Here is a 20,375-nt window from a genome sequence, read left to right as displayed (position 1 = left end):
GGAGGACGTGATCACCTGTGCGCCTAGTCTGTCCGGGTGACGGATGGGAACACCGTGGAATGGCGGGGCTGGCGGGCGGCGGCGGGGGCGGCGCTGTACGGGCCCGGCGGCTTCTACCGGCGGCCCGAGGGCCCGGCCGGTCACTTCCGTACGTCCGTGCACGCCTCGCCGCTGTTCGCACGGGCCGTGGCCCGGCTGCTGTGCCGTCTCGACGAGACGCTGGGCCGCCCCGGCACGCTGGACTTCGTCGACCTGGGGGCCGGGCGGGGAGAGCTGGTCACGGGGGTGCTGGCCGCGCTGCCCGTCGAGGTGGCCGCCCGCGCGCGCGGGTACGCCGTCGAGCTGGCCGGCCGCCCCGAGGGCCTCGACGAGAGGATCACCTGGCTGAGCGAACCCCCGGCGGGGATCACCGGGCTGCTGTTCGCCAACGAGTGGCTGGACAACGTACCGGTGGACGTCGCGGAGGTGGACACGGCCGGCGTGGCGCGGCGGGTGCTCGTCCGCGACGACGGGCGCGAGCGGCTCGGGGAGCCGGTGTCGGGACCGGAGGCGGGGTGGCTGGCGCGGTGGTGGCCGCTGCCGGCCGAGGAGGGGCTGCGCGCGGAGATCGGCCTGCCCCGGGACGAGGCGTGGGCGGCGGCCGTATCCGGCGTGGAGCGGGGGCTCGCGGTGGCGGTGGACTACGCGCACACCCTGGACGCGCGTCCCCCGTTCGGGACACTCACCGGCTTCAGGGAGGGGCGCGAGACGGCGCCCGTGCCGGACGGGTCGTGCGACATCACGGCGCACGTGGCGCTGGACGCCTGCGCGGCGCTCGATGCCTGCGCAGCCCTTGGCACGGCGCGCACGCTCCCCGACGCACGCCTGGTGTCCCAGCGGGCCGCGCTGCGCGCCCTGGGCATCACCGGCGCGCGCCCCCCGCTCGCGCTCGCCTCGACGGACCCCCGGGCCTACGTGCGCGCCCTGGCGAGTGCCGGAGAGGCCGCCGAACTCACCGCGCCGGGCGGCCTCGGCGACTTCGGCTGGCTGCTGCAGCCGGTAGCCCTCCCGGACCCACCGGACCTGCCCGGCCTGCCCGGCCTATTTGTCGATGTCCCCGACCACGAAGAACATTGAGCCGAGGATCGCCACCATGTCCGCCACCAGCGTCCCCGGCAGCAGCTCGGTCAGCACCTGGATGTTGTTGAACGAGGCCGAGCGCAGCTTCAGCCGGTAGGGCGTCTTCTCGCCCTTGCTGACCAGGTAGTAGCCGTTGATGCCGAGCGGGTTCTCGGTCCAGGCGTAGGTGTGGCCCTCGGGTGCCTTCAGGACCTTCGGGAGCCGCTGGTTGATCGGCCCGGGCGGCAGCTCGGCGAGCCGGTCGAGGCAGGCGTCGGCCAGCTCCAGCGCGTTGTGCGTCTGCTCCAGCAGGCACTCGAACCGGGCCAGGCAGTCCCCCTCGGACCGGGTGACCACCCGCAGGGTGTCCCGCAGCTCGCCGTAGGCCAGATAGGGCTCGTCGCGGCGCAGGTCGAAGTCGACGCCCGAGGCGCGCGCGATGGGACCGCTCACGCCGTACGCGTGCACCGCCCGGGGCGTGAGCGCGCCCACGCCCCGCGTGCGCCCCCGGAAGATCTCGTTGCCGAGCACGAGGTCGTCGAAGACGTCCATCCGCGAGCGCACGGCGGCCACGGCGGCACGCGCGCGTGCCGTCCAGCCGGCCGGCACGTCCTCCTTGAGGCCGCCGACGCGGTTGAACATGTAGTGCATGCGCCCGCCGGAGACTTCCTCCATGACGTTCTGGAGCACCTCGCGCTCCCGGAACGCGTAGAAGACCGGCGTGATGCCGCCCAGCTCCAGCGGGTACGAGCCCAGGAACATCAGGTGGTTGAGGACCCGGTTCAGCTCGGCCAGCAGCGTGCGCGTCCACACCGCGCGCTCGGGGACCTCCATGCCGAGCATCCGCTCCACGGCGAGTACCACGCCCAGCTCGTTGGAGAACGCCGACAGCCAGTCGTGACGGTTGGCGAGCATGATGATCTGCCGGTAGTCGCGCGCCTCGAAGAGCTTCTCCGCGCCCCGGTGCATATAGCCGATCACCGGCTCGGCGCTCAGGATGCGCTCGCCGTCCAGCACGAGCTTGAGCCGCAGCACGCCGTGCGTGGACGGGTGCTGGGGGCCGATGTTGAGCACCATGTCGGTGCTCTCCGCGGCGCCGCCGATCCCGACCGTGGTCCGGGTCGCGGGGTGCGGAGGGGGCAGGGACGTCATGTCCCCAGTCTCCCCTACGTACGCTGGCCGCATGGAGACGGGGAGCCCGGCCGGCGCCGGGACTGAGGGGCGGGAACCGGAGTGGACAGGGCTGCCGCCCGGTCTGCTGCGGATGCGCCGCATGCTGCTGTCGGTCTGGCTGGGATCGGCCGCTCTCGCCGTGGGGCTGCCCCTCGGCCTGCTCGTGGGCCCCTGCTGGGCCGCCTTCGCGCTGCTGCCCGCGGCACTGGCCGCCTGGGGCTGGGTGCTGCTGGGCCGCAACTGGCGCTCCTGGCGGTACGCCGAACGCGCCGACGACCTGCTGATCAGCCGCGGTGTCCTGTGGCGCGAGGAGACCGTGGTGCCGTACGGGCGGATGCAGCTCGTGGAGGTGACCTCGGGGCCCGTCGAGCGGTACTTCGGGCTGGCCAGCGTGCAGCTGCACACCGCCGCCGCGGCCACCGACGCGACCATTCCCGGCCTGCACCCCGCCGAGGCGGAGCGGCTGCGCGACCGGCTCACCGAGCTGGGCGAGGCCCGATCGGCGGGGCTGTGACCACGCCGGCCGCCGCCGGGAGCGAACCGGCGCGGTCCGTCGTCGAGCGGCGGCTGCACCCGGTGACGCCGTTCCGGCGGGCGTGGGCGCCGGTCACCGTGGTCGCCGGGTGGGCGGCGCACGACCCGAACCAGGCCCAGGAACAGCTGACGAGGCTGACCACCACCATGCTCCTGGCCGGACTCGCCGTGCTCGTCCCGGCGGCCTGCCTGTACGGCTTCCTGTCCTGGTGGTTCACGCACTTCGCGGTCACCGAGACCGACCTGCGCATACGCACCGGACTGCTCTTCCGGCGCACCGCGCACATCAGGCTGGAGCGGATCCAGGCCGTCGACGTCACCCGGCCGCTCCTCGCGCGCGTGGCGGGCGTCGCCAAGCTGCGGATCGATGTCGTGGGAGCCGACAAGAAGGACGAACTGGCCTTCCTCGGCGAAGAGGAGGCGCGTGCGCTCCGCGCGGAGCTGCTCGCGCGCGCCGCGGGTTTCGCGCCCGAGACGGCGCACGAGGTCGGTGAGGCCCCGGCGCACGAGCTGCTGCACGTGCCCCCGCGCGAACTCGCGCTCTCCCTGCTGCTGACGGGCGCCAGCTGGGGCTCCCTGGCCGCCGCCGTCGTCGTACCGCCCGTGCTGTGGTTCGCCACGCACAGCGTGTGGACGGTCCTCGCCACCGGACTGCCGCTGCTCGGCGCGGCGGGCGCGCGCAGCGTGGGACGGTTCGTCACCGAGTACGACTGGTCGGTGGCCGAGTCCCCGGACGGGCTGCGCATCGACCACGGGCTGCTGGACCGGACCCATGAGACGGTGCCGCCGGGGCGGGTGCAGACCGTGCGGATCGTGGAGCCGCTGCTGTGGCGGCGGCGGGGCTGGGTGCGGGTGGAGCTGGACGTGGCCGGGTCCGCCAACTCCGTCCTGGTGCCGGTCGCCCCGCGCGCGGTCGCCGAGTCGGTCCTCGCGCGCGTGCTGCCCGGCGTGAGCGTGCCGGGAGCGCTGTCGCGCCCACCGCGCCGGGCCGGCTGGTGCGTGCCGCTGTGGTGGCGCGGCTACGGTCTCGCGGTCACCGACACCGTGTTCGCCGCCCGGCACGGACTGCTGCGCCGGCGCCTGGCCGTGGTCCCGCACGCCAAGGTCCAGAGCGTACGGCTCACCCAGGGCCCCTGGGAGCGGCTGTGGCGGCTCGCGACGGTCCACGTGGACACCGGCGCCGGGAAGACCGTCGCGGCCCGGCTGCGGGACGCCCACGAGGCCGCCGAACTGCTGCGCGCGCAGGCGGAGCGCTCCCGCACCGGCCGCCGGGACGCCCGCCCCGACCGCTGGATCACCTGAGCGGCAGCGGACGAGCGGGCGCGCCGGGGTCATCCGCGCGTTCCGCTCGTCCCGCTCGTCCGGCTCAGGAGGCGGCGCTGCGCAGCCCCTGCACGTCGATCTGCTCCGTCTCGTCGTGCGCCGTCAGGTCGATGACCTGGCCGATGCCGCGCGACTGCTCGTCCGCGGGCTTGAAGTCGGCCTCCGACTCGGCCTTGTGCAGGGCGAGCGCCTCCTGGCCGACCACGTCGGCCAGGTCCTCGTTCTGCACGGCGTCCAGCGCGGCGGGCGGCGCGCCCTTGTGCGTGCCGAAGAAGTCGAACCCGCCCTCGACGGACGGGCGCCGCACGGGCGCGGCCGGTACGACGGCGACCGCGGTCGGCACCGTGAAGTGCCCCTGTCCCACGGGCGCTGTGGCGGGCCGGCTCGATGCCGTCGTGGTGGCGGTGGAGGCGGTGGCGGTGGCGGTCGCGTGCTCGTGCTCGTCGACCGCCACGGGCTTCCCCTGCGCCTCGGCCTCCGCCTTCACGCCGTCGTCGACGCCGGCTCCCTTGGCTCCTTTGGCCCGAGCGGCTCCTTTGGCCTCAGCGGCTGCATCGGCCTCAGCGGCTGCTTCGGCCCCGGCGGCTCCGTCGGCGGCCTCGCCCTTGCCCCGGCCGGACTCCCCGTCGAACCGGGCCAGTGCCACCTTGGCCCGCAGGAACAGCTGGGAACCCGCGGGCGAGAACACCCCACCGGCCGACGGCTTCCCGGCGGCCTCCTGTGCGTCCTCGGTCCCCTCGACGGCGTCGGTCGCGTCCGTCGCCTCCGTCGCGTCCGTCACGCCGGTCGCGTCCGAGGCGTCCGGCGCGACCCTCGCGGGCGGCAGCTCGCGGGACGGCTCGGCCGCCTCGATCTCCAGCAGCCGGCGTCCCTCCAGGGCGCTCGCCCGCTCGGTCTCCGCCGTGGCGTAGCGGCGCAGCAGGGCCGCGTGCTCGTTGCGCAGGCCCGCCAGCTCGGACCGCTTGGCGCGCAGCCGCTTCTCCAGCTTGCTGCGCAGCTCCCGCGACTCCTCCAGGTCGGTCTCCAGTTCGGCGACCCGCTCCTCGTGCCGCCACTCGTCACTGGCACGCGCGCGTATGAGGTCGGCGACCTGCTTGCCCGCCTGCGTGTCCCAGTGGCGCATCACGACGGCGCCGACGACCGCCGTCGCCGCGGCGGCGGCCGCCAGGGAGCGGAGCACCATCGGTTCCGAGAACACCCAGGGACCCAGCGCGCAGACGAGGGAGACACCGGCGATCGCCGAAGGAGGCAACAGCCGGTGCAGAGGAGGGGAATGGCGGTGGCGTCCACGTGGCATGGCCAGAAACTTACCGCGCGTAGGCGAACCGTGGTGCCCTGCCCCGTAAAAACACGGCCACACCACGGCCCTCACGCGTCTCCGGGGTCGCGCGGTTCACCCCGCGGCCAGCCGTCCGCTCATCCACTGCATCAGCGCCGGGATCTCCCGTCGCCAGGTGTTGAAGTTGTGCCCGCCGCTGTTCAGGATGATCGACGAGATCCGGGTCACCTTCGTGGCCTGCACGGCGCTGATGAACTTGAGCGTGGACTTGTAGTTGTGCTCGCCGACCTTGCTGCTGGTGACCAGCAGCGAGGTGTCGGGCGCGGGATCGTGCTTGATGATCCACCAGAGGTCGGACCGATTCCGCAGCAGCTTGTCGCCGTGGAACAGATCGCCGGTCGTGGGGTCGACGGGCGCGTTGTAGTAGGGCGACAGGCCGGCCCCGGCCGCGTAGACGTCCGGGTGGCGCATGGCGAGCTTGAGCGCGCAGTAGCCGCCGGTCGAGTCGCCGACGATCCCCCAGCTGGCGGGCCGCTTACCCGCGCGGTAGTGGGCCAGCACGGCCTCGGGCAGGTCCTTGGCGAAGAACGATTCCGACTGCGGGCCGCCCGGGATGTCGACGCACTCCGTGTCGCGCGGCGGGGCCACCGTCGGCCGCAGCATCACCAGGATCATCGGCTGCATCTTCCCGCTCACGGCCAGCTGCTGCGCCGTCCGCGGGTAGTGCAGTTTGTCCACCAGCGCCTCCGCCGTTCCGGGGTAGCCGGTCAGGACGACGGCGGCCGGGAACGTACGCGTGCGGTACTGCGGCTGGAAGTACTCCGGCGGCAGGTACACGTACGCAGGGGTGGGGATGTGGGTGGTACGGCCCAGTATGTTGACCTTCTGGACCTCGCCGGTGATCTGCGGCCGGCCGCCGGTGACCCCCTGCAGTCTCTGGCTGGAGAGCACCTGGAGCGGACCGCCGGTGCCGCCGCCGGCCGCGTGGTCGATGACGACGCCCTGGTCCGTCTCCTGGCCGAACAGGTCCGACCAGCTGGCATAGAAGCCGAAGGCCTGGTTGACGGCTATGCCCAGGGAGGCGAACAGCGCCAGCTGGGTGGCGAGGAGGAGGCCGACCCGCCCGGCGACGGCCCGCCAGTTCTGCCGGGCAAGCCGTGGCCACAGCCACACCGTGCCGACGAACAGCAGTACGGCGAACATGATCGCCAGCAGCAGTACTTTGTTGCTCGTGAGACCCATGGGCTGTTACCTGCCTGCGCTTTCCGTCTGCTGCGACCTCGCTTTCAGCGAGGACTTGCCTCGGGCTTTCCTCGGCCTTTGAACCGGATTCCGGCGGGGAGTGAACCTCTCTCCCCCAGACACCGTCCTAGAGGGCGCAATGTCGCCGGATGCCCGATGGGGCCCGGATTCAAGGTCTCTCGCAGAACTACGGGATGCGATGTCTGTCAGGATAGATGGGGAAATGTCAGGCGAGGTTCCGAGCCGATCGAGCCGGGCGCGGCGCATAGTCCGCGGTCCACGTCCCGAGGTCGTTCCCACCCTGGTCTCCAGGGCCGCCGCCCTCGTGGGCGTCCTGGACATTGCCGCGGGTGTGTTCCCGCGCTTCCGTCACAGCCGTATGCACGCCATCGCGGAGGTGCTGCCCGGCGCGCTCGGCCCGTTCGCCGCGGCGCTCGCGCTCAGCACCGGTGTGCTGTTGCTGCTGCTCGCGCACGGGCTCAAGCGGCGCAAGCGCAGGGCGTGGCGCGCGGCGGTCGCGCTGCTGCCGGCGGGCGCCGTGGGGCAGTTCATCTACCGGCACTCGATCGTCGGCGTGCTGATCTCGGTCGCGCTGCTCGTGCCGCTGATGATCCACCGCGACGAGTTCAAGGCGCTGCCCGACCCGCGCAGCCGGTGGCGGGCGCTCACCAACTTCGTCCTGATGGGTGCCGGATCCCTCGCGCTCGGGCTGGTCATCGTCAGCGTCCACCCGCACCGCACCATCGGCGACCCGAGCGTGGCCGACCGCCTCACCCACGTCCTGTACGGCCTCTTCGGCTTCGAGGGTCCCGTCTACTACCAGGGCAACACCTCCTGGACGGTCGGCTTCTCGCTCGGCGCACTCGGTCTGCTCACCGCGATCACCACCGTCTACCTGGCGTTCCGCCCCGAGCACCCGGCCGCACGGCTGACCGAGGACGACGAGAGCCGGCTGCGGGCACTGCTGGACAAGCACGGCCGTCGCGACTCCCTCGGCCACTTCGCGCTCCGCCGCGACAAGGCGGTCGTCTTCTCGCCCAGCGGCAAGGCGGCGGTCACCTACCGCGTCGTCTCCGGCGTGATGCTCGCCAGCGGCGACCCCATCGGTGACGTCGAGGCCTGGCCGGGCGCCATCGAGCGCTTCATGGACGAGGCCAAGGCCCACTCCTGGACCCCCGCCGTCGTGGGCTGCTCGGAGACCGGCGGCGAGGTGTGGACCCGGGAGACGGGCCTGGACGCCCTGGAACTGGGCGACGAGGCGGTGGTGGACGTCGCGGATTTCTCACTCGCCGGACGCGCGATGCGCAACGTGCGACAGATGGTCAAGCGCATCGAGCGGGCCGGCTACGAAACCCGGGTACGGCGTGTCCGTGACCTCGGTGACACCGAGCTGGAGCGGATCCGGCGGGCCGCCGAGGACTGGCGCGGCACCGACACCGAGCGCGGTTTCTCCATGGCGCTGGGCCGCGTCGGCGACACCGCCGACGGGGACTGCCTGATCGCCACCGCCCACAAGGCGGACGACCAGCCTGGTGAGTACGGCGACCTGAAGGCGATCCTGCACTTCGTGCCCTGGGGCACCGACGGCGCCTCCCTGGACCTGATGCGGCGCGACCGCTCGGCCGACCCGGGCATGAACGAACTGCTCATCGTCGCGGCCCTGCAGGCCGCCCCGAAGTTCGGCATCACCCGCATGTCACTGAACTTCGCGATGTTCCGCTCGGCCCTCGCGCGCGGGGAGAAGATCGGCGCCGGCCCGGTGCTGCGCGCCTGGCGCGGACTGCTGGTCTTCCTCTCCCGCTGGTTCCAGATCGAGTCCCTGTACAAGTTCAACGCGAAGTTCCAGCCCCGCTGGGAGCCGCGCTTCATGGTCTACCGCGCCTCCGCCGACCTGCCGCGCATCGGCTTCGCCGTGATGCAGGCGGAGGGCTTCGTCAACTTCGCCCTGCCGCTGCCGCGCTTCCTGCGCCGCCGTGGCCCCGCCTCGCGCCCCTGCTCCCACGCGGTGGCCGAAAGGGACGTCAGAGCCGCGTGAACGTCGGCCCGGGGGGGCTTCCCCCCCCGGGCCACGAACCTGGCGCCTTCCACCGGGGCCTAGGCTGAACGTATGAAGAACCAGAGCGGGCGCGGCACGGTGGCGGGCCTTCCGGCATGGGACCGCTGCGCGGTCATGGGCGTCGTGAACGTCACCCCCGACTCCTTCTCCGACGGCGGCCGCTTCTTCGACACCACGGCCGCCGTCAAGCACGGCCTCGACCTGGTCGCGGAGGGCGCCGACCTGGTCGACGTCGGCGGTGAGTCCACCCGCCCTGGCGCCACCCGGGTCGACGAGGCCGAGGAACTCAGGCGGGTCGTCCCCGTGGTCCGCGGCCTCGCCTCCGAAGGCGCCGTCGTCTCCGTCGACACCATGCGCGCGCGCGTCGCCGAAGAGGCCCTCGCGGCCGGCGCCGCCCTGGTCAACGACGTCAGCGGCGGCCTCGCCGATCCGGCCATGATCCCCGTCGTCGCGGAGGCGGGCGCCCCCTTCGTCGTCATGCACTGGCGCGGCCTCCTGGAGGGCGCCAACGTCCAGGGCGTCTACGACGACGTCGTCCGGGAAGTCGTCGACGAACTGCACGCGCGCGTGGAAGCCGTCCTGGCCGGCGGTGTCGCCCCCGACCGCGTCGTCGTCGACCCCGGCCTCGGCTTCTCCAAGGGCGCCGAACACGACCTCACCCTCCTCGCCCACCTCGGCCGTCTGCACGCCCTGGGACACCCCCTCCTCGTCGCCGCCTCCCGCAAGCGGTTCCTCGGCCGCGTCCTGGCCGGCCCGCAGGGCGCGCCCCCGCCGGCCCGCGAGCGCGACGCCGCCACCGCCGCCGTCTCCGCGCTCGCGGCGCACGCCGGCGCGTGGGCGGTGCGCGTGCACGAGGTGCGCGCCACCGCGGACGCGGTACGGGTGGCACGGGCCGTGGAAGGAGCCCGGTGAGCGCGCCCCACACCGACGTCGAACAGGTGGAAGCGGCCAACACCGCCTTCTACGAGGCTCTGGAGACGGGCGACTTCGAGGAACTGGCCGCTCTCTGGCTCACCCCCGCCGACCTGGGCGTCGACGAGGAGTACCACGACCCGGCGGACACCGGTGTGGTCTCCTGCGTGCACCCCGGCTGGCCGGTGCTCACCGGCCGGGGCGAGGTCCTCAGGTCGTACGCGCTGATCATGGCGAACACCGACTACATCCAGTTCATCCTCACCGACGTGCATGTCTCCGTGACCGGCGACACCGCGCTGGTGACCTGCACCGAGAACATCCTCAGCGGCGGCCCGGCGCCTGAGGGCGGCGAGGAGCTGGGACCCCTCGTCGGACAGCTCGTCGTCGCCACCAACGTGTTCCGGCGCACGCCCCTCGGCTGGAAGCTCTGGTCGCACCACGCCTCACCCGTGCTGGCCGAGAGCGACGAGGACGACACGGACGAGCGGCACGCGGACGACGACACGGACGACGACACCCCCTCCTGAGTGGGCGGCCGGGGCGCACGGAGCAAGAAGTGGTTGGAATCACCTACCTCGGGGTAGGTGCGGCTACCAGCCCATGAGCCGCCGGGTTCCCCAGGGGAAACACGCGATGAACCCTCCTGGTCCCGGCCTGGGCCCACGCCTTCGTGGCCCGGCTGTGTCAGTGTCCGCAGGTAGATTCGTCACTGGCCGGTGCGCCGCCCGCACGCGGTGCGCCCCGGCCGTCACCGACGATTGCAGGAGTGATTCGCGTGGATCGTGTCGCGCTGCGCGGCCTGAAGGCCCGCGGGCACCACGGGGTGTTCCCCAAGGAACGCGAGGAGGGCCAGACCTTCGTCGTGGACCTCGTCCTCGGCCTCGACACCCGGCCCGCCGCGGCCGACGACGACCTGGCGAAGACCGTCCACTACGGCGTCGTGGCCGAGGAGGTCGTGGCCGTGGTCGAGGGCCGGCCGGTGAACCTCATCGAGACGCTCGCCGAGCGGATCGCCCAGTCCTGCCTGAAGCACGAAGGGGTCCAGGAGGTGGAGGTCCGTGTCCACAAACCGGACGCCCCCATCACGGTCCCCTTCGACGACGTGACCGTCACCATCACCCGGAGCCGAGTATGACCGCATCCTTCACGCACGGTCCCGACCCGACCGTCCAGCCGGTGCCCGCCTCCGTCGTCGAGAAGGTGGACGCCGCCGACACCACCCTGCACAACCCGCAGTGGGCGGTGATCTCCCTCGGCTCCAACCTCGGCAACCGCCTGGAGACCCTCCAGGGGGCCGTCGACGCGCTGGAGGACACCCCGGGCGTCCGCGTCAAGGGCGTCTCCCCGGTGTACGAGACGGAGCCCTGGGGCGTGGAGCCGGGCAGCCAGCCGGCGTACTACAACGCGGTCGTCGTCCTGAAGACCACCCTGCCCCCGTCCTCCCTGCTGGAGCGGGCGCACGCCGTCGAGGAGGCCTTCAACCGGGTCCGTGACGAGCGCTGGGGTCCGCGCACCCTCGACGTCGACATCGTCGCCTACGCCGACGTCGTCTCCGACGACCCGCAGCTCACCCTCCCCCACCCACGCGCCCACCAGCGGGCCTTCGTCCTCGCCCCCTGGCACGACGTGGACCCGCAGGCCCAGCTGCCCGGCGTGGGCACGGTGGCCGACCTGCTGTCCGCCGTCACCCGCGACGGTGTCGCCGCCCGGACGGACCTGGAACTCCGACTGCCCGAGTAGTCGTTAAGGTCAGGACGACCAAGAAACGGGCAGGGGTACGGGCACACCGGGTGCGCCGACGACGACCGCGGTCCGGGGGAACTGAAAGGACACCGTGAGAGAGCTGCGCATCAGGGTGCTGGCCGGCGTGTTCGTCGTCGCCGGCATCCTGTCCTGGGCGGGCGCCCGCCTCTGGAACTCGGTCGGGACCCTCCCCAGCGTCCCGCTGGCCGCCCCCGTCGTCCTCGCCCTGATCGCCGTGGTGCTCTTCGCCACGGCGATCTCGCTGCGCGCCCGCCTCCGGGCCCAGCGGGAGCGCCGCCCCGGGGCCAAGGGCGTGGACCCGCTGATGGCCGCCCGCGCGGTGGTCTTCGGCCAGGCCAGCGCCCTGGTGGCCGCCCTGGTCTCCGGCATGTACGGCGGCACGGGCGTCTTCCTGCTGGAACTCCTCGACATCCCGGCCCGTCGCGACCAGGCCCTCTACGCGGGATTCTCGGTGCTGGCCGGCATCGCCGTCATAGTGGCCGCCCTCTTCCTGGAGCGCGTGTGCAAGCTTCCGGAGGACGACGACGAGAACCGCACCGGAGCGGAACCGGTGGCGTAGCCGACGCGTTCAGAGGCCCGTTCAGCGGGCCATGATGAGGCTCATCGCCTCGTTGCGCGTGGCCGCGTCCCGCAGCTGGCCGCGCACCGCCGACGTGATGGTCTTGGCCCCGGGCTTGCGGATCCCCCGCATCGACATGCACATGTGCTCGCACTCGATGACCACGATCACGCCCCGGGGCTCCAGGATCTCCATCAGGGAGTCCGCGATCTGGGTAGTGAGACGTTCCTGCACCTGGGGCCGGCGGGCGTAGACGTCCACCAGCCGGGCCAGCTTCGACAGTCCCGTGATCTTGCCCGTGACGGACGGGATGTAGCCGACGTGGGCGACCCCCCTGAACGGCACCAGATGGTGTTCACAGGTCGAGTACACCTCGATGTCCTTCACCAGCACCATCTCGTCGTGGCCCAGGTCGAACGTGGTCGTCAGCACGTCCGCGGGCTGCTGCCACAACCCCGCGAAGATCTCCCGGTAGGCCCGGGCCACCCGCGCCGGCGTCTCCTTCAGCCCTTCGCGCTCCGGGTCCTCGCCGACCGCGATCAGGAGTTCACGTACGGCGTTCTCGGCGCGCTTCTCGTCGAAGTCACCGATGGGCCCTTCGCTGTCCAACGTCACGGGGTCGGTCATGTGAAGCCTCGTTCCTGTGCGGGTCACGCGTGTGGGCCACGCGCCTCAGCTGCGGTCATACCGAAATGCCGCGCCCCCCAGGCTAGAACCCTGGGGGGCGCGGCATCCATTCCGGGCCATGGGGCCGCCGGTCAGCTCTCGGGGCGGTCCTCCGGGGCCGTCTCGGTCGCCGGGGCGGACTCCGCCGCCGTGGACTTGACCGTACTGATCGACGGCGTCGAGCCGTTGGCCCCGTTGGTCAGTGCCAGCTCCCTGGGGGAGAGCACCGGCGGGCGGGTGGACGGCGTACGGCGCGAGGATCCGGTCCAGGCCGGCCGCGGCGGGCGCTTGACGATGGTGGCGAAGACCTCGGCGATCTCCTCCTTGCCCAGCGTCTCCTTCTCCAGCAGCTGCAGGACGAGGTTGTCGAGGACGTCGCGGTTCTCGACCAGGATTTCCCAGGCTTCGTTGTGCGCGTTCTCGATGAGCTTCTTGACTTCCTCGTCCACCAGGGCGGCGACCTCTTCCGAGTAGTCGCGCTGGTGAGCCATCTCACGTCCGAGGAACGGCTCGGTGTTGTCGCCGCCGAACTTGATGGCACCCAGGCGCTCGGTCATGCCGTACTGGGTGACCATCGCGCGGGCGGTGGCAGTGGCCTTCTCGATGTCGTTCGCGGCGCCCGTGGTCGGGTCGTGGAAGACCAGCTCCTCGGCCGCGCGGCCGCCCAGCATGTAGGCCAGCTGGTCGAGCATCTCGTTGCGCGTGGTCGAGTACTTGTCCTCGTCCGGCAGCACCATCGTGTAACCGAGGGCACGGCCGCGGGACAGGATCGTGATCTTGTGGACCGGGTCGGAGTTGGGAGAGGCCGCCGCGACCAGGGCGTGACCGCCCTCGTGGTACGCGGTGATCTTCTTCTCCTTGTCCGACATGATCCGGGTCCGCTTCTGCGGGCCCGCCACCACACGGTCGATCGCCTCGTCCAGCATGGAGTTGTCGATCAGCTTCTTGTCGCTGCGGGCCGTGAGCAGCGCCGCCTCGTTCAGCACGTTCGACAGGTCCGCGCCGGTGAAGCCCGGGGTGCGGCGGGCGACCGCCGCCAGGTCGACGTCGGGCGCGACCGGCTTGCCCTTCTGGTGGACCTTGAGGATCTCCAGACGGCCCTGCAGGTCCGGCGGGTCGACCGCGATCTGCCGGTCGAAGCGGCCGGGGCGCAGCAGCGCCGGGTCGAGGATGTCCGGGCGGTTCGTGGCGGCGATGAGGATCACACCGCCCTTCACGTCGAAGCCGTCCATCTCGACGAGCAGCTGGTTCAGCGTCTGCTCGCGCTCGTCGTGACCACCGCCGAGGCCGGCGCCGCGGTGGCGGCCGACCGCGTCGATCTCGTCGACGAAGACGATCGCCGGGGCGTTCGCCTTGGCCTGCTCGAACAGGTCACGGACCCGGGAGGCACCGACACCGACGAACATCTCGACGAAGTCGGAACCGGAGATCGAGTAGAAGGGGACGCCCGCCTCGCCGGCGACGGCACGCGCGAGCAGCGTCTTGCCGGTGCCGGGACGGCCGTAGAGGAGCACGCCCTTGGGGATCTTGGCGCCGACGGCCTGGAACTTGGCCGGCTCCTGCAGGAACTCCTTGATCTCGTGGAGTTCCTCGACGGCCTCGTCGCAACCGGCGACGTCGGAGAAGGTCGTCTTCGGGGTGTCCTTGGTGATGAGCTTCGCCTTGGACTTCCCGAAGTTCATGACCCGGGAGCCGCCGCCCTGCATCTGATTCATCAGGAACAGGAAGACGACCACGATGAGGACAAACGGCAGCAGGGAGAGCAGCACACCGAGGAACGGGTTCTGCTTCGACGGCGAGACGGTGTAGCCGTCCGGGATCTGCTTGTCCTGGTACTTGGTCTGCAGGATGCCGGCGATGGTCACGCCCTGGTCGCCGATGTAGCTCGCCTGGATCTTCGAGCTGCCGTCGACCTTCACGCCGTCCTTGAGCGTGACCTTGAGGGTCTGCTCGTCGCCGGTGGTCAGCTTGGCCGACTGGGCCCTGTTCTCATTGATCGCCGCCACGACCTGGCCGGTGTCCACCGTCTTGTAGCCGCCGGACGAGCCGACGACCTGCATCAACACGACCACGGCAAGGACGGCCAGCACGATCCACATGACCGGCCCACGGAAGTATCGCTTCACGTCCATCCATACGGAGCGGTGTCGCCCCGTCCCTCCTGCCATAGTGAGTTTGATAAGACAGTTCTTCTGACGGTACCCCAGCATTGTGGCCCGAAGCCGCACGATGCCGCTCGGACGGCTGGCAATCCCGTCTCTGCATGCTCCAACGGCTCGAAACCGGCTGGGGTTCCCGATCGTCTTACGAATTTGGGCCCTTCGGGGCTCAGCCGCCGTAGACGTGGGGCGCGAGCGTACCGACGAACGGGAGGTTGCGGTACTTCTCGGCGTAGTCGAGGCCGTAGCCCACGACGAACTCGTTGGGGATGTCGAAGCCGACCCACTCCACGTCGATGGCCACCTTGGCCGCGTCCGGCTTGCGCAGCAGCGTGCACACCTTGAGCGACTCGGGCTCGCGGGAGCCGAGGTTCGACAGCAGCCAGGACAGGGTCAGCCCGGAGTCGATGATGTCCTCGACGATCAGGACGTGCTTGCCCTTGATGTCGGTGTCGAGGTCCTTGAGGATCCGGACGACACCGGAGGACTGGGTGCCCGCGCCGTACGACGACACGGCCATCCAGTCCATGGTGACGGGGGTGGACAGCGCCCGGGCGAGGTCGGCCATGACCATCACCGCGCCCTTGAGGACGCCGACGATGAGCAGGTCCTTGCCCATGTACTCAGCGTCGATCTTCGCGGCCAGCTCGGCCAGCTTCGCGTCGATCTCTTCCTTGGTGATGAGTACCTGCTTGAGGTCGGCACCCATGTCTTTCGCGTCCACCCGCATCACTTTCGGTTGTCCCACCGGCCGCTCGCTCCCCTGGGGATCCCCGAGGGAGGTGAGATTCAGCCTTGCCGAATCACCAGTCTGCCACCCTGGCGCTGGGCGACGACTTTGCCGGGGAGGTTGATGGCTCCCTGGCCGCGCCAGCCGGTGATCAGCCGGTCGACTTCCTCGATGTGGCGGGCGAACAGCGAACCGGCCGGGGCGCCCGCCTCGATGGCGGCGCGGCGCAGGATCCGACGGCGCACGGCGGGCGGCAGGGCGTAGAGCTTGGCGCACTCCAGGAGGCCGGCGGCGTCGCGTACGGAGTCCTCGGCCTGGCGGGCCCAGGCGTCGAGGGCGTCGGCGTCGTCCCGGGAGAGCTGGGCGGTGCGCGCGAGGGCCTCCACGACGCCTTTGCCGAGCGCCTTCTCCAGGGCGGGCAGACCTTCGTGGCGGAGCCGGGAGCGGGTGTAGGCCGGGTCCGTGTTGTGCGGGTCGTCCCAGACCGGGAGCGCCTGGACCATGCAGGCCTTGCGGGCGGTCTGCCGGTCGATCTGCAGGAAGGGACGGCGGTAACGGCCGCCGGCCCCCGAGACCGCGGCCATTCCGGACAGCGAGCGGATGCCGGAGCCGCGGGCGAGGCCGAGCAGGACGGTTTCGGCCTGGTCGTCGCGGGTGTGGCCGAGCAGGATCGCCGTGGCGCCGTGCCGTGCGGCGGCCGCGTCCAGGGCGGCGTAGCGTGCGTCCCGGGCGGCTGCCTCGGGGCCGCCGTCGCGGCCGACGGTCACGGCGGTGGACTCGACGGGGTCGAGGCCGAGCTCGCGCAGCCGCAGGACGACCTCGTCGGCGCGCAGGTCGGAGCCCGACTGGAGGCCGTGGTCGACGGTGATGCCGCCGGCGCGGATCCCGAGTCTGGGGGCTTCGAAGGCGAGGGCCGAGGCGAGGGCCATGGAGTCGGCGCCGCCGGAGCATGCCACGAGGACGAGCGGGGAGGGGGGCCGCTCGCCGGGGCTCTGTTCGGGAATCGCGTCGGGGATCGCCTGGTGGAGCGTCTGGGGGATCGCCTGGGGGACGGTGTGGGAGATGGCGTGCGGGATTGCGCGGGGGGTGCGGTTGTGGTCGGTGAGGACGTCGTGGAGGACGCGGCGGACCGCCAGGCGTATCGCCGCGACCGCAGGATGGGGACCCATGTCCGGCTCCCTTCATGAAGTTTTCGGGGGGTGAACCCGATGCCGGTCACGCAGAGTGTGTAGATGGTGACAGAAACGGGCCGTACCCCGAGCATCGCACGCCTATCCAGGGCTCACGGTCCCTCGGACGGGTGATTGGAGGGGCGTTCGCCTGCCGTCGGCCGGATTCGTTTCACACCTCGGGTACGCCGTTCACGACTCGGGCTTGCGATGCACCCGCGCGACCCAGTCCGCCGGTTTGGCGATCTCCGCCTTGGTGGGCAGCGTGTTCGGGGAGGTCCACACACGGTTGAAGCCGTCCATGCCGACCTGGTTGACGACCGCGCTCACGAAGCGTTCGCCGTCCCGGTACTGCCTGAGTTTGGCATCCAGGCCCAGCAGCTTGCGCAGGGCGGCGTCCAGCCGGGAGGCGCCCTTGGCGCGACGCTGCTGGAACTTCTCACGGATCTCGGCGACGCTCGGTACGACGTCCGGACCCACCCCGTCCATGACGAAGTCGGCATGGCCCTCCAGGAGCGACATGACCGCGGTGAGGCGGCCGAGGATCTCGCGCTGCGCGGGGGTCTGCACCAGCTCCACGAAGGAGCGTCCGCCGTCGTCGTCCTCGCCCTCGGGACGGCCTCCGGCGAGGGACTGGGCGGCTTCCCGGACGCGCTCCAGGACGGTCATCGGGTCGACCTCGGTGTGCGCCAAGAACGACTGGATCTCGCCCTCCAGGTGGTCGCGGAGCCAGGGCACCGCGGTGAACTGCGTGCGGTGGGTCTCCTCGTGCAGGCACACCCACAGCCGGAAGTCGTGCGGCTCCACGTCGAGTTCGCGCTCCACGTGGACGATGTTCGGCGCGACCAGGAGCAGCCGGCCGCCGCCGTCGCGGCCCGTCGGCAGGTCGCGGGTGGCGGGGGCGAAGGTCTCGTACTGGCCGAGGACGCGGGAGGCGAGGAAGGACAGCAGCATGCCGAGTTCGACGCCGGTGACCTTGCCGCCGACGGTGCCGAGGACCGCGCCGGCCGGGTTGGAGCCACGGCGTTCCTGCATCTTGTCGAGCAGCGGCTTGAGCAGTTCCCGGAAGCCGGCGACGTTGGCCTTGACCCAGCCGGGGCGGTCGACGACCAGGACGGGGGTGTCGTGGGCGTCCTCGGTGTCCATACGAGTGAAGCCCCGGACGTGTTCCTCCGAGGCTTTGGCGTGCCGGCGCAGTTCCGCGACGATGGCCCGGGCCTCGTCGCGGCTCACCTCGGGGCCCGGTCGCACGAGCCGTGTCGCGGTCGCCACCGCGAGGTTCCAGTCGACCATCCCAGAAGAAGCAGCGCCACCGATGCTCGTCATGCGTCAACCGTACGTGAGCGTTCCCGCCTGGGGCAGGCCGTGGGGGCGGCCCGGCACGGCGGCGGGGGCTGCCGCGGGGGCTACGGGATTTGTCGCCGGGGCTCCTCCGGAGGGCCGAGGGGAGCGCTGGGCGCCTGCCCGAAGTCCGGCTGTGCGGCTGTGCGGCTGTGCGGCTGTGCGGCTAGTCGCATCCGCAGCCCGCCAGCGCCGTCGCCGTCTTGTCCAGGGCCGCCTGGGCGGCCGGCGCGTTGTCGGTGCCGGACGCCAGGAAGGCGAAGGCCAGCAGGCGGCCGTCCCGGTCGACGACCGTGCCCGCCAGGGTGTTCACGCCGGTCAGGGTGCCGGTCTTGGCGCGTACGAGGCCTGCCGCGCCGCCCGCGTAGCGGCCGGCCAGGGTTCCCGTGAAGCCGGCCACCGGGAGGCCGGTGAGGATCGGGCGGAGGCCGGGATGGGCGGGGTCGCCGGCCTTGACCAGGAGGGCGGTGAGCAGGTTCGCGGTGAGCCGGTCGTCGCGGTCGAGGCCGCTGCCGTCGTGGAAGGCGGCGCCCGCGAGGGGCAGGTTCAGCTTCCCCAGCTGGGTGGCGATCGCGCGCGCGCCGCCGTCGAAGCTCGGGCGCTGCCCGGTGACCAGGGCGGTCTGGCGGGCCAGCGCCTCGGCGATGTCGTTGTCGCTGTTGGTCAGCATGCGTTCGACCAGGGCGGACAGCGGGGGCGAGGAGACGGCGGCGAGGGTCTGCGCGCGCGTGGTGGCCTTGGAGGGGCCGGGGGACGTGGTCCTGATCCCGGATTTCCCGAGGAAGCCGGCGAACTTGCGGGCGGCGTCCGCCGCCGGGTCGCTCACCCGGGTCACCGGGCCGCTCATGGAGCCGTTGGTGCGCCCCTCGTCGGCCGTCAGGGCGCTGACCGGGGCGAGGTTCTCGTTGACGCCGATGGAGTGCAGCTCGGGACCCGCGTACAGGGTGGTGTCGTAGGAGAGCGTGATCTCGTGGATGCCGCGCTTGCCCAGGGCCGCCGCCGTGCCGTCGGCCAGCGTGCGCAGGCTCGCCCAGCCGGCGGCCTGGTCATGGGCGGTGAGCGTCGGGTCGCCGCCGCCGACCAGCACCAGTTCCCTGGTGTCCGGTTCGAGCACGGCTCGGGTGGTGAGGCGGCGGTCGGGGCCCAGGGCGGACAGCGCGGCGGCCGCGGTGGCGATCTTGGTGGTGGAGGCGGGGGCGAGGGCCCTGCCCGCGTCGGTGGCGTACAGGGACCGGCCCGAGGCCAGGTCGACGACCGCGGCGGTGTGGGTGCCGCCGAGCGCGGGGGCGCCCAGGAGCGGCCCCAGGACGTCCCCGAGGGCCTTGGGCACCGGGGCGGCCTTCTTGGTGTCCACGGCGCTGGATGCGCCGCCCAGGGCCGTCAGGACGGACGCGGCGCTGGGCGCCGGGCGGGGCGTTCCGGCCGAGGTGTCGGTCTCGGCCCCTTCGTGATCTGCGCCACCTGATCGGCCCAGGGCCGCGGCCCGGTCCCGCTCGGCCGTACGCTGACCGTTGCCGTCCCACGGACCGGCCGCGGTCGCCGCCACGGCGGCCAGTGCCAGTCCGGCGGTGGCGGCGACCGCGGTGTACTGCCAGGTCCTGACGGTCTGCGGCCCAGGGAGCTGCGCGAACCGCGCGAGCTGTGGTTTCACGGCCCGTGTGAGCCGCGCGACCTGCGGTTTCACGGTCGTCGCGGCATGCGCCAGACGCGGTCGTACGGCGTTCGCGACCCGCACCACATGCGGTCTCGCGGCACGCCAAGGCCCCAGCTCTGGCACGACCACCAGCCCCTTTCGCGATCACACACCTGCGTGAGGGACACTTAACCACCAGAACTATGTGCTGATCATGGAGGAGCCACCGGTGGAGTTCGACGTCACGATCGAGATCCCGAAGGGTTCGCGGAACAAGTACGAGGTGGACCACGAGACCGGTCGGATCCGCCTGGACCGTCGCCTCTTCACCTCGACCGCCTACCCGACCGACTACGGCTTCGTCGAGAACACCCTCGGCGAGGACGGCGACCCGCTGGACGCGCTGGTCATCCTGGACGAGCCGACCTTCCCGGGCTGCCTGATCAAGTGCCGCGCGATCGGCATGTTCCGGATGACCGACGAGGCCGGCGGCGACGACAAGCTGCTGTGCGTGCCGGCCACCGACCCGCGCGTGGAGCACCTGCGCGACATCCACCACGTGTCGGAGTTCGACCGCCTGGAGATCCAGCACTTCTTCGAGGTCTACAAGGACCTGGAGCCCGGCAAGTCGGTCGAGGGTGCCAACTGGGTGGGCCGTACGGACGCCGAGGCCGAGATCGAGCGGTCGTACAAGCGCTTCGAGGAGCACGGCGGTCACTGAGGACTCCCGCCGG

Annotated in this window: 19 protein-coding genes; 10 read left to right on the top strand and 9 right to left on the bottom strand. The window is 71.9% G+C overall.

Annotated features, from left to right (window positions below; translation table 11 throughout):
* Positions 1–36 precede the first annotated feature (36 nt).
* A complete protein-coding gene (locus ACFYMM_RS12195; protein ID WP_388385739.1) occupies positions 37–1,116 on the top strand; it encodes an SAM-dependent methyltransferase in 1,080 nt (359 codons plus the stop codon).
* Here the strand turns inward: ACFYMM_RS12195 and ACFYMM_RS12190 are convergent.
* Positions 1,081–2,250: an NADH-quinone oxidoreductase subunit D gene (locus tag ACFYMM_RS12190; RefSeq protein ID WP_388385738.1), complete on the bottom strand. Its 1,170-nt coding sequence runs from the start codon at positions 2,248–2,250 to the stop codon at positions 1,081–1,083. The genes ACFYMM_RS12195 and ACFYMM_RS12190 overlap by 36 nt on opposite strands.
* Positions 2,251–2,281: 31 nt before the next feature.
* Here ACFYMM_RS12190 and ACFYMM_RS12185 point away from each other — a divergent pair, with 31 nt between their 5' ends.
* Positions 2,282–2,785 carry a PH domain-containing protein gene (locus ACFYMM_RS12185; RefSeq protein ID WP_388385737.1) on the top strand — a complete coding sequence of 168 codons (504 nt, stop codon included), beginning with the start codon at positions 2,282–2,284 and terminating at the stop codon, positions 2,783–2,785.
* Positions 2,782–4,107 carry a PH domain-containing protein gene (locus ACFYMM_RS12180; protein WP_388385736.1) on the top strand — a complete coding sequence of 442 codons (1,326 nt, stop codon included), beginning with the start codon at positions 2,782–2,784 and terminating at the stop codon, positions 4,105–4,107. Before ACFYMM_RS12185 ends, ACFYMM_RS12180 begins: the two co-directional genes overlap by 4 nt.
* Positions 4,108–4,171: 64 nt before the next feature.
* Here ACFYMM_RS12180 and ACFYMM_RS12175 read toward each other — a convergent pair whose 3' ends face one another.
* Both ACFYMM_RS12175 and ACFYMM_RS12170 read right to left on the bottom strand, forming a co-directional pair.
* Positions 4,172–5,425: a hypothetical protein gene (locus ACFYMM_RS12175; RefSeq protein WP_388385735.1), complete on the bottom strand. Its 1,254-nt coding sequence runs from the start codon at positions 5,423–5,425 to the stop codon at positions 4,172–4,174.
* Positions 5,426–5,521: 96 nt separating this feature from the next.
* Positions 5,522–6,649 (bottom strand): alpha/beta hydrolase, encoded by a 1,128-nt coding sequence (locus ACFYMM_RS12170; RefSeq protein WP_388385734.1) that lies wholly within the window; start codon positions 6,647–6,649, stop codon positions 5,522–5,524.
* Positions 6,650–6,872: 223 nt separating this feature from the next.
* On the opposite strand from ACFYMM_RS12170, the gene ACFYMM_RS12165 reads away from it, so the two are divergent.
* The 6 genes from ACFYMM_RS12165 to ACFYMM_RS12140 all read left to right on the top strand — a co-directional run bounded on the left by ACFYMM_RS12165 (position 6,873) and on the right by ACFYMM_RS12140 (position 11,943).
* The gene (locus ACFYMM_RS12165) at positions 6,873–8,684 is read left to right on the top strand and encodes a phosphatidylglycerol lysyltransferase domain-containing protein (protein WP_388385733.1); all 1,812 of its coding nucleotides are present in this window, start codon (positions 6,873–6,875) and stop codon (positions 8,682–8,684) included.
* A gap of 72 nt (positions 8,685–8,756) precedes the next feature.
* A complete protein-coding gene (gene folP, locus ACFYMM_RS12160; RefSeq protein ID WP_388385732.1) occupies positions 8,757–9,617 on the top strand; it encodes a dihydropteroate synthase in 861 nt (286 codons plus the stop codon).
* Positions 9,614–10,147, top strand: coding sequence for a nuclear transport factor 2 family protein (locus ACFYMM_RS12155; protein WP_388385731.1), 534 nt, complete (start codon positions 9,614–9,616; stop codon positions 10,145–10,147). The genes folP and ACFYMM_RS12155 overlap by 4 nt, the downstream gene beginning before the upstream one ends.
* A 248-nt stretch (positions 10,148–10,395) precedes the next feature.
* Positions 10,396–10,755: a dihydroneopterin aldolase gene (gene folB / locus ACFYMM_RS12150; protein ID WP_388385730.1), complete on the top strand. Its 360-nt coding sequence runs from the start codon at positions 10,396–10,398 to the stop codon at positions 10,753–10,755.
* Positions 10,752–11,360 carry a 2-amino-4-hydroxy-6-hydroxymethyldihydropteridine diphosphokinase gene (folK, locus tag ACFYMM_RS12145; protein WP_388385729.1) on the top strand — a complete coding sequence of 203 codons (609 nt, stop codon included), beginning with the start codon at positions 10,752–10,754 and terminating at the stop codon, positions 11,358–11,360. Before folB ends, folK begins: the two co-directional genes overlap by 4 nt.
* 94 nt (positions 11,361–11,454) lie before the next feature.
* Positions 11,455–11,943 (top strand): DUF3180 domain-containing protein, encoded by a 489-nt coding sequence (locus ACFYMM_RS12140; RefSeq protein ID WP_388385728.1) that lies wholly within the window; start codon positions 11,455–11,457, stop codon positions 11,941–11,943.
* Positions 11,944–11,964: 21 nt separating this feature from the next.
* On the opposite strand, the gene folE is transcribed toward ACFYMM_RS12140, so the two are convergent.
* From folE to dacB, 6 genes are all read right to left on the bottom strand, one after another.
* The gene (gene folE, locus ACFYMM_RS12135) at positions 11,965–12,570 is read right to left on the bottom strand and encodes a GTP cyclohydrolase I FolE (protein WP_388385727.1); all 606 of its coding nucleotides are present in this window, start codon (positions 12,568–12,570) and stop codon (positions 11,965–11,967) included.
* Positions 12,571–12,701: 131 nt separating this feature from the next.
* Positions 12,702–14,741: an ATP-dependent zinc metalloprotease FtsH gene (gene ftsH, locus ACFYMM_RS12130; RefSeq protein WP_388385726.1), complete on the bottom strand. Its 2,040-nt coding sequence runs from the start codon at positions 14,739–14,741 to the stop codon at positions 12,702–12,704.
* A gap of 196 nt (positions 14,742–14,937) precedes the next feature.
* A complete protein-coding gene (gene hpt / locus ACFYMM_RS12125) occupies positions 14,938–15,498 on the bottom strand; it encodes a hypoxanthine phosphoribosyltransferase (RefSeq protein WP_388385802.1) in 561 nt (186 codons plus the stop codon).
* A 59-nt stretch (positions 15,499–15,557) separates the two neighbouring features.
* Positions 15,558–16,667 (bottom strand): tRNA lysidine(34) synthetase TilS, encoded by a 1,110-nt coding sequence (tilS, locus tag ACFYMM_RS12120; RefSeq protein ID WP_388385725.1) that lies wholly within the window; start codon positions 16,665–16,667, stop codon positions 15,558–15,560.
* A 192-nt stretch (positions 16,668–16,859) separates the two neighbouring features.
* A complete protein-coding gene (locus ACFYMM_RS12115) occupies positions 16,860–17,993 on the bottom strand; it encodes a zinc-dependent metalloprotease (RefSeq protein ID WP_388385724.1) in 1,134 nt (377 codons plus the stop codon).
* 181 nt (positions 17,994–18,174) lie between these two features.
* Complete coding sequence (gene dacB / locus ACFYMM_RS12110; protein WP_388385723.1) at positions 18,175–19,791, bottom strand: D-alanyl-D-alanine carboxypeptidase/D-alanyl-D-alanine-endopeptidase; 1,617 nt, start codon at positions 19,789–19,791, stop codon at positions 18,175–18,177.
* 79 nt (positions 19,792–19,870) lie between these two features.
* Between dacB and ACFYMM_RS12105 the strand changes: the two genes are divergently transcribed.
* Complete coding sequence (locus ACFYMM_RS12105; RefSeq protein WP_100830653.1) at positions 19,871–20,362, top strand: inorganic diphosphatase; 492 nt, start codon at positions 19,871–19,873, stop codon at positions 20,360–20,362.
* Positions 20,363–20,375 lie beyond the last annotated feature (13 nt).

Origin of the sequence: Streptomyces sp. NPDC006739, assembly GCF_042869815.1 — a bacterium.
Taxonomy (GTDB): domain Bacteria; phylum Actinomycetota; class Actinomycetes; order Streptomycetales; family Streptomycetaceae; genus Streptomyces.
The sequence above is the reverse complement of the archived record's forward strand: the minus strand, read 5'-3'. Positions and strand labels throughout refer to the sequence as shown.

What these genes read in the sequence shown, in the direction of transcription:
- ACFYMM_RS12190 (WP_388385738.1), bottom strand. Translation starts at nt 2,250, where the DNA reads ATGACGTCCCTGCCCCCTCCGCACCCCGCGACCCGGACCACGGTCGGG.
- ACFYMM_RS12185 (WP_388385737.1), top strand. Translation starts at nt 2,282, where the DNA reads ATGGAGACGGGGAGCCCGGCCGGCGCCGGGACTGAGGGGCGGGAACCG.
- ACFYMM_RS12175 (WP_388385735.1), bottom strand. Translation starts at nt 5,425, where the DNA reads ATGCCACGTGGACGCCACCGCCATTCCCCTCCTCTGCACCGGCTGTTG.
- ACFYMM_RS12170 (WP_388385734.1), bottom strand. Translation starts at nt 6,649, where the DNA reads ATGGGTCTCACGAGCAACAAAGTACTGCTGCTGGCGATCATGTTCGCC.
- ACFYMM_RS12165 (WP_388385733.1), top strand. Translation starts at nt 6,873, where the DNA reads ATGTCAGGCGAGGTTCCGAGCCGATCGAGCCGGGCGCGGCGCATAGTC.
- folP (WP_388385732.1), top strand. Translation starts at nt 8,757, where the DNA reads ATGAAGAACCAGAGCGGGCGCGGCACGGTGGCGGGCCTTCCGGCATGG.
- folK (WP_388385729.1), top strand. Translation starts at nt 10,752, where the DNA reads ATGACCGCATCCTTCACGCACGGTCCCGACCCGACCGTCCAGCCGGTG.
- folE (WP_388385727.1), bottom strand. Translation starts at nt 12,570, where the DNA reads ATGACCGACCCCGTGACGTTGGACAGCGAAGGGCCCATCGGTGACTTC.
- ftsH (WP_388385726.1), bottom strand. Translation starts at nt 14,741, where the DNA reads ATGGACGTGAAGCGATACTTCCGTGGGCCGGTCATGTGGATCGTGCTG.
- hpt (WP_388385802.1), bottom strand. Translation starts at nt 15,498, where the DNA reads ATGCGGGTGGACGCGAAAGACATGGGTGCCGACCTCAAGCAGGTACTC.
- tilS (WP_388385725.1), bottom strand. Translation starts at nt 16,667, where the DNA reads ATGGGTCCCCATCCTGCGGTCGCGGCGATACGCCTGGCGGTCCGCCGC.
- ACFYMM_RS12115 (WP_388385724.1), bottom strand. Translation starts at nt 17,993, where the DNA reads ATGACGAGCATCGGTGGCGCTGCTTCTTCTGGGATGGTCGACTGGAAC.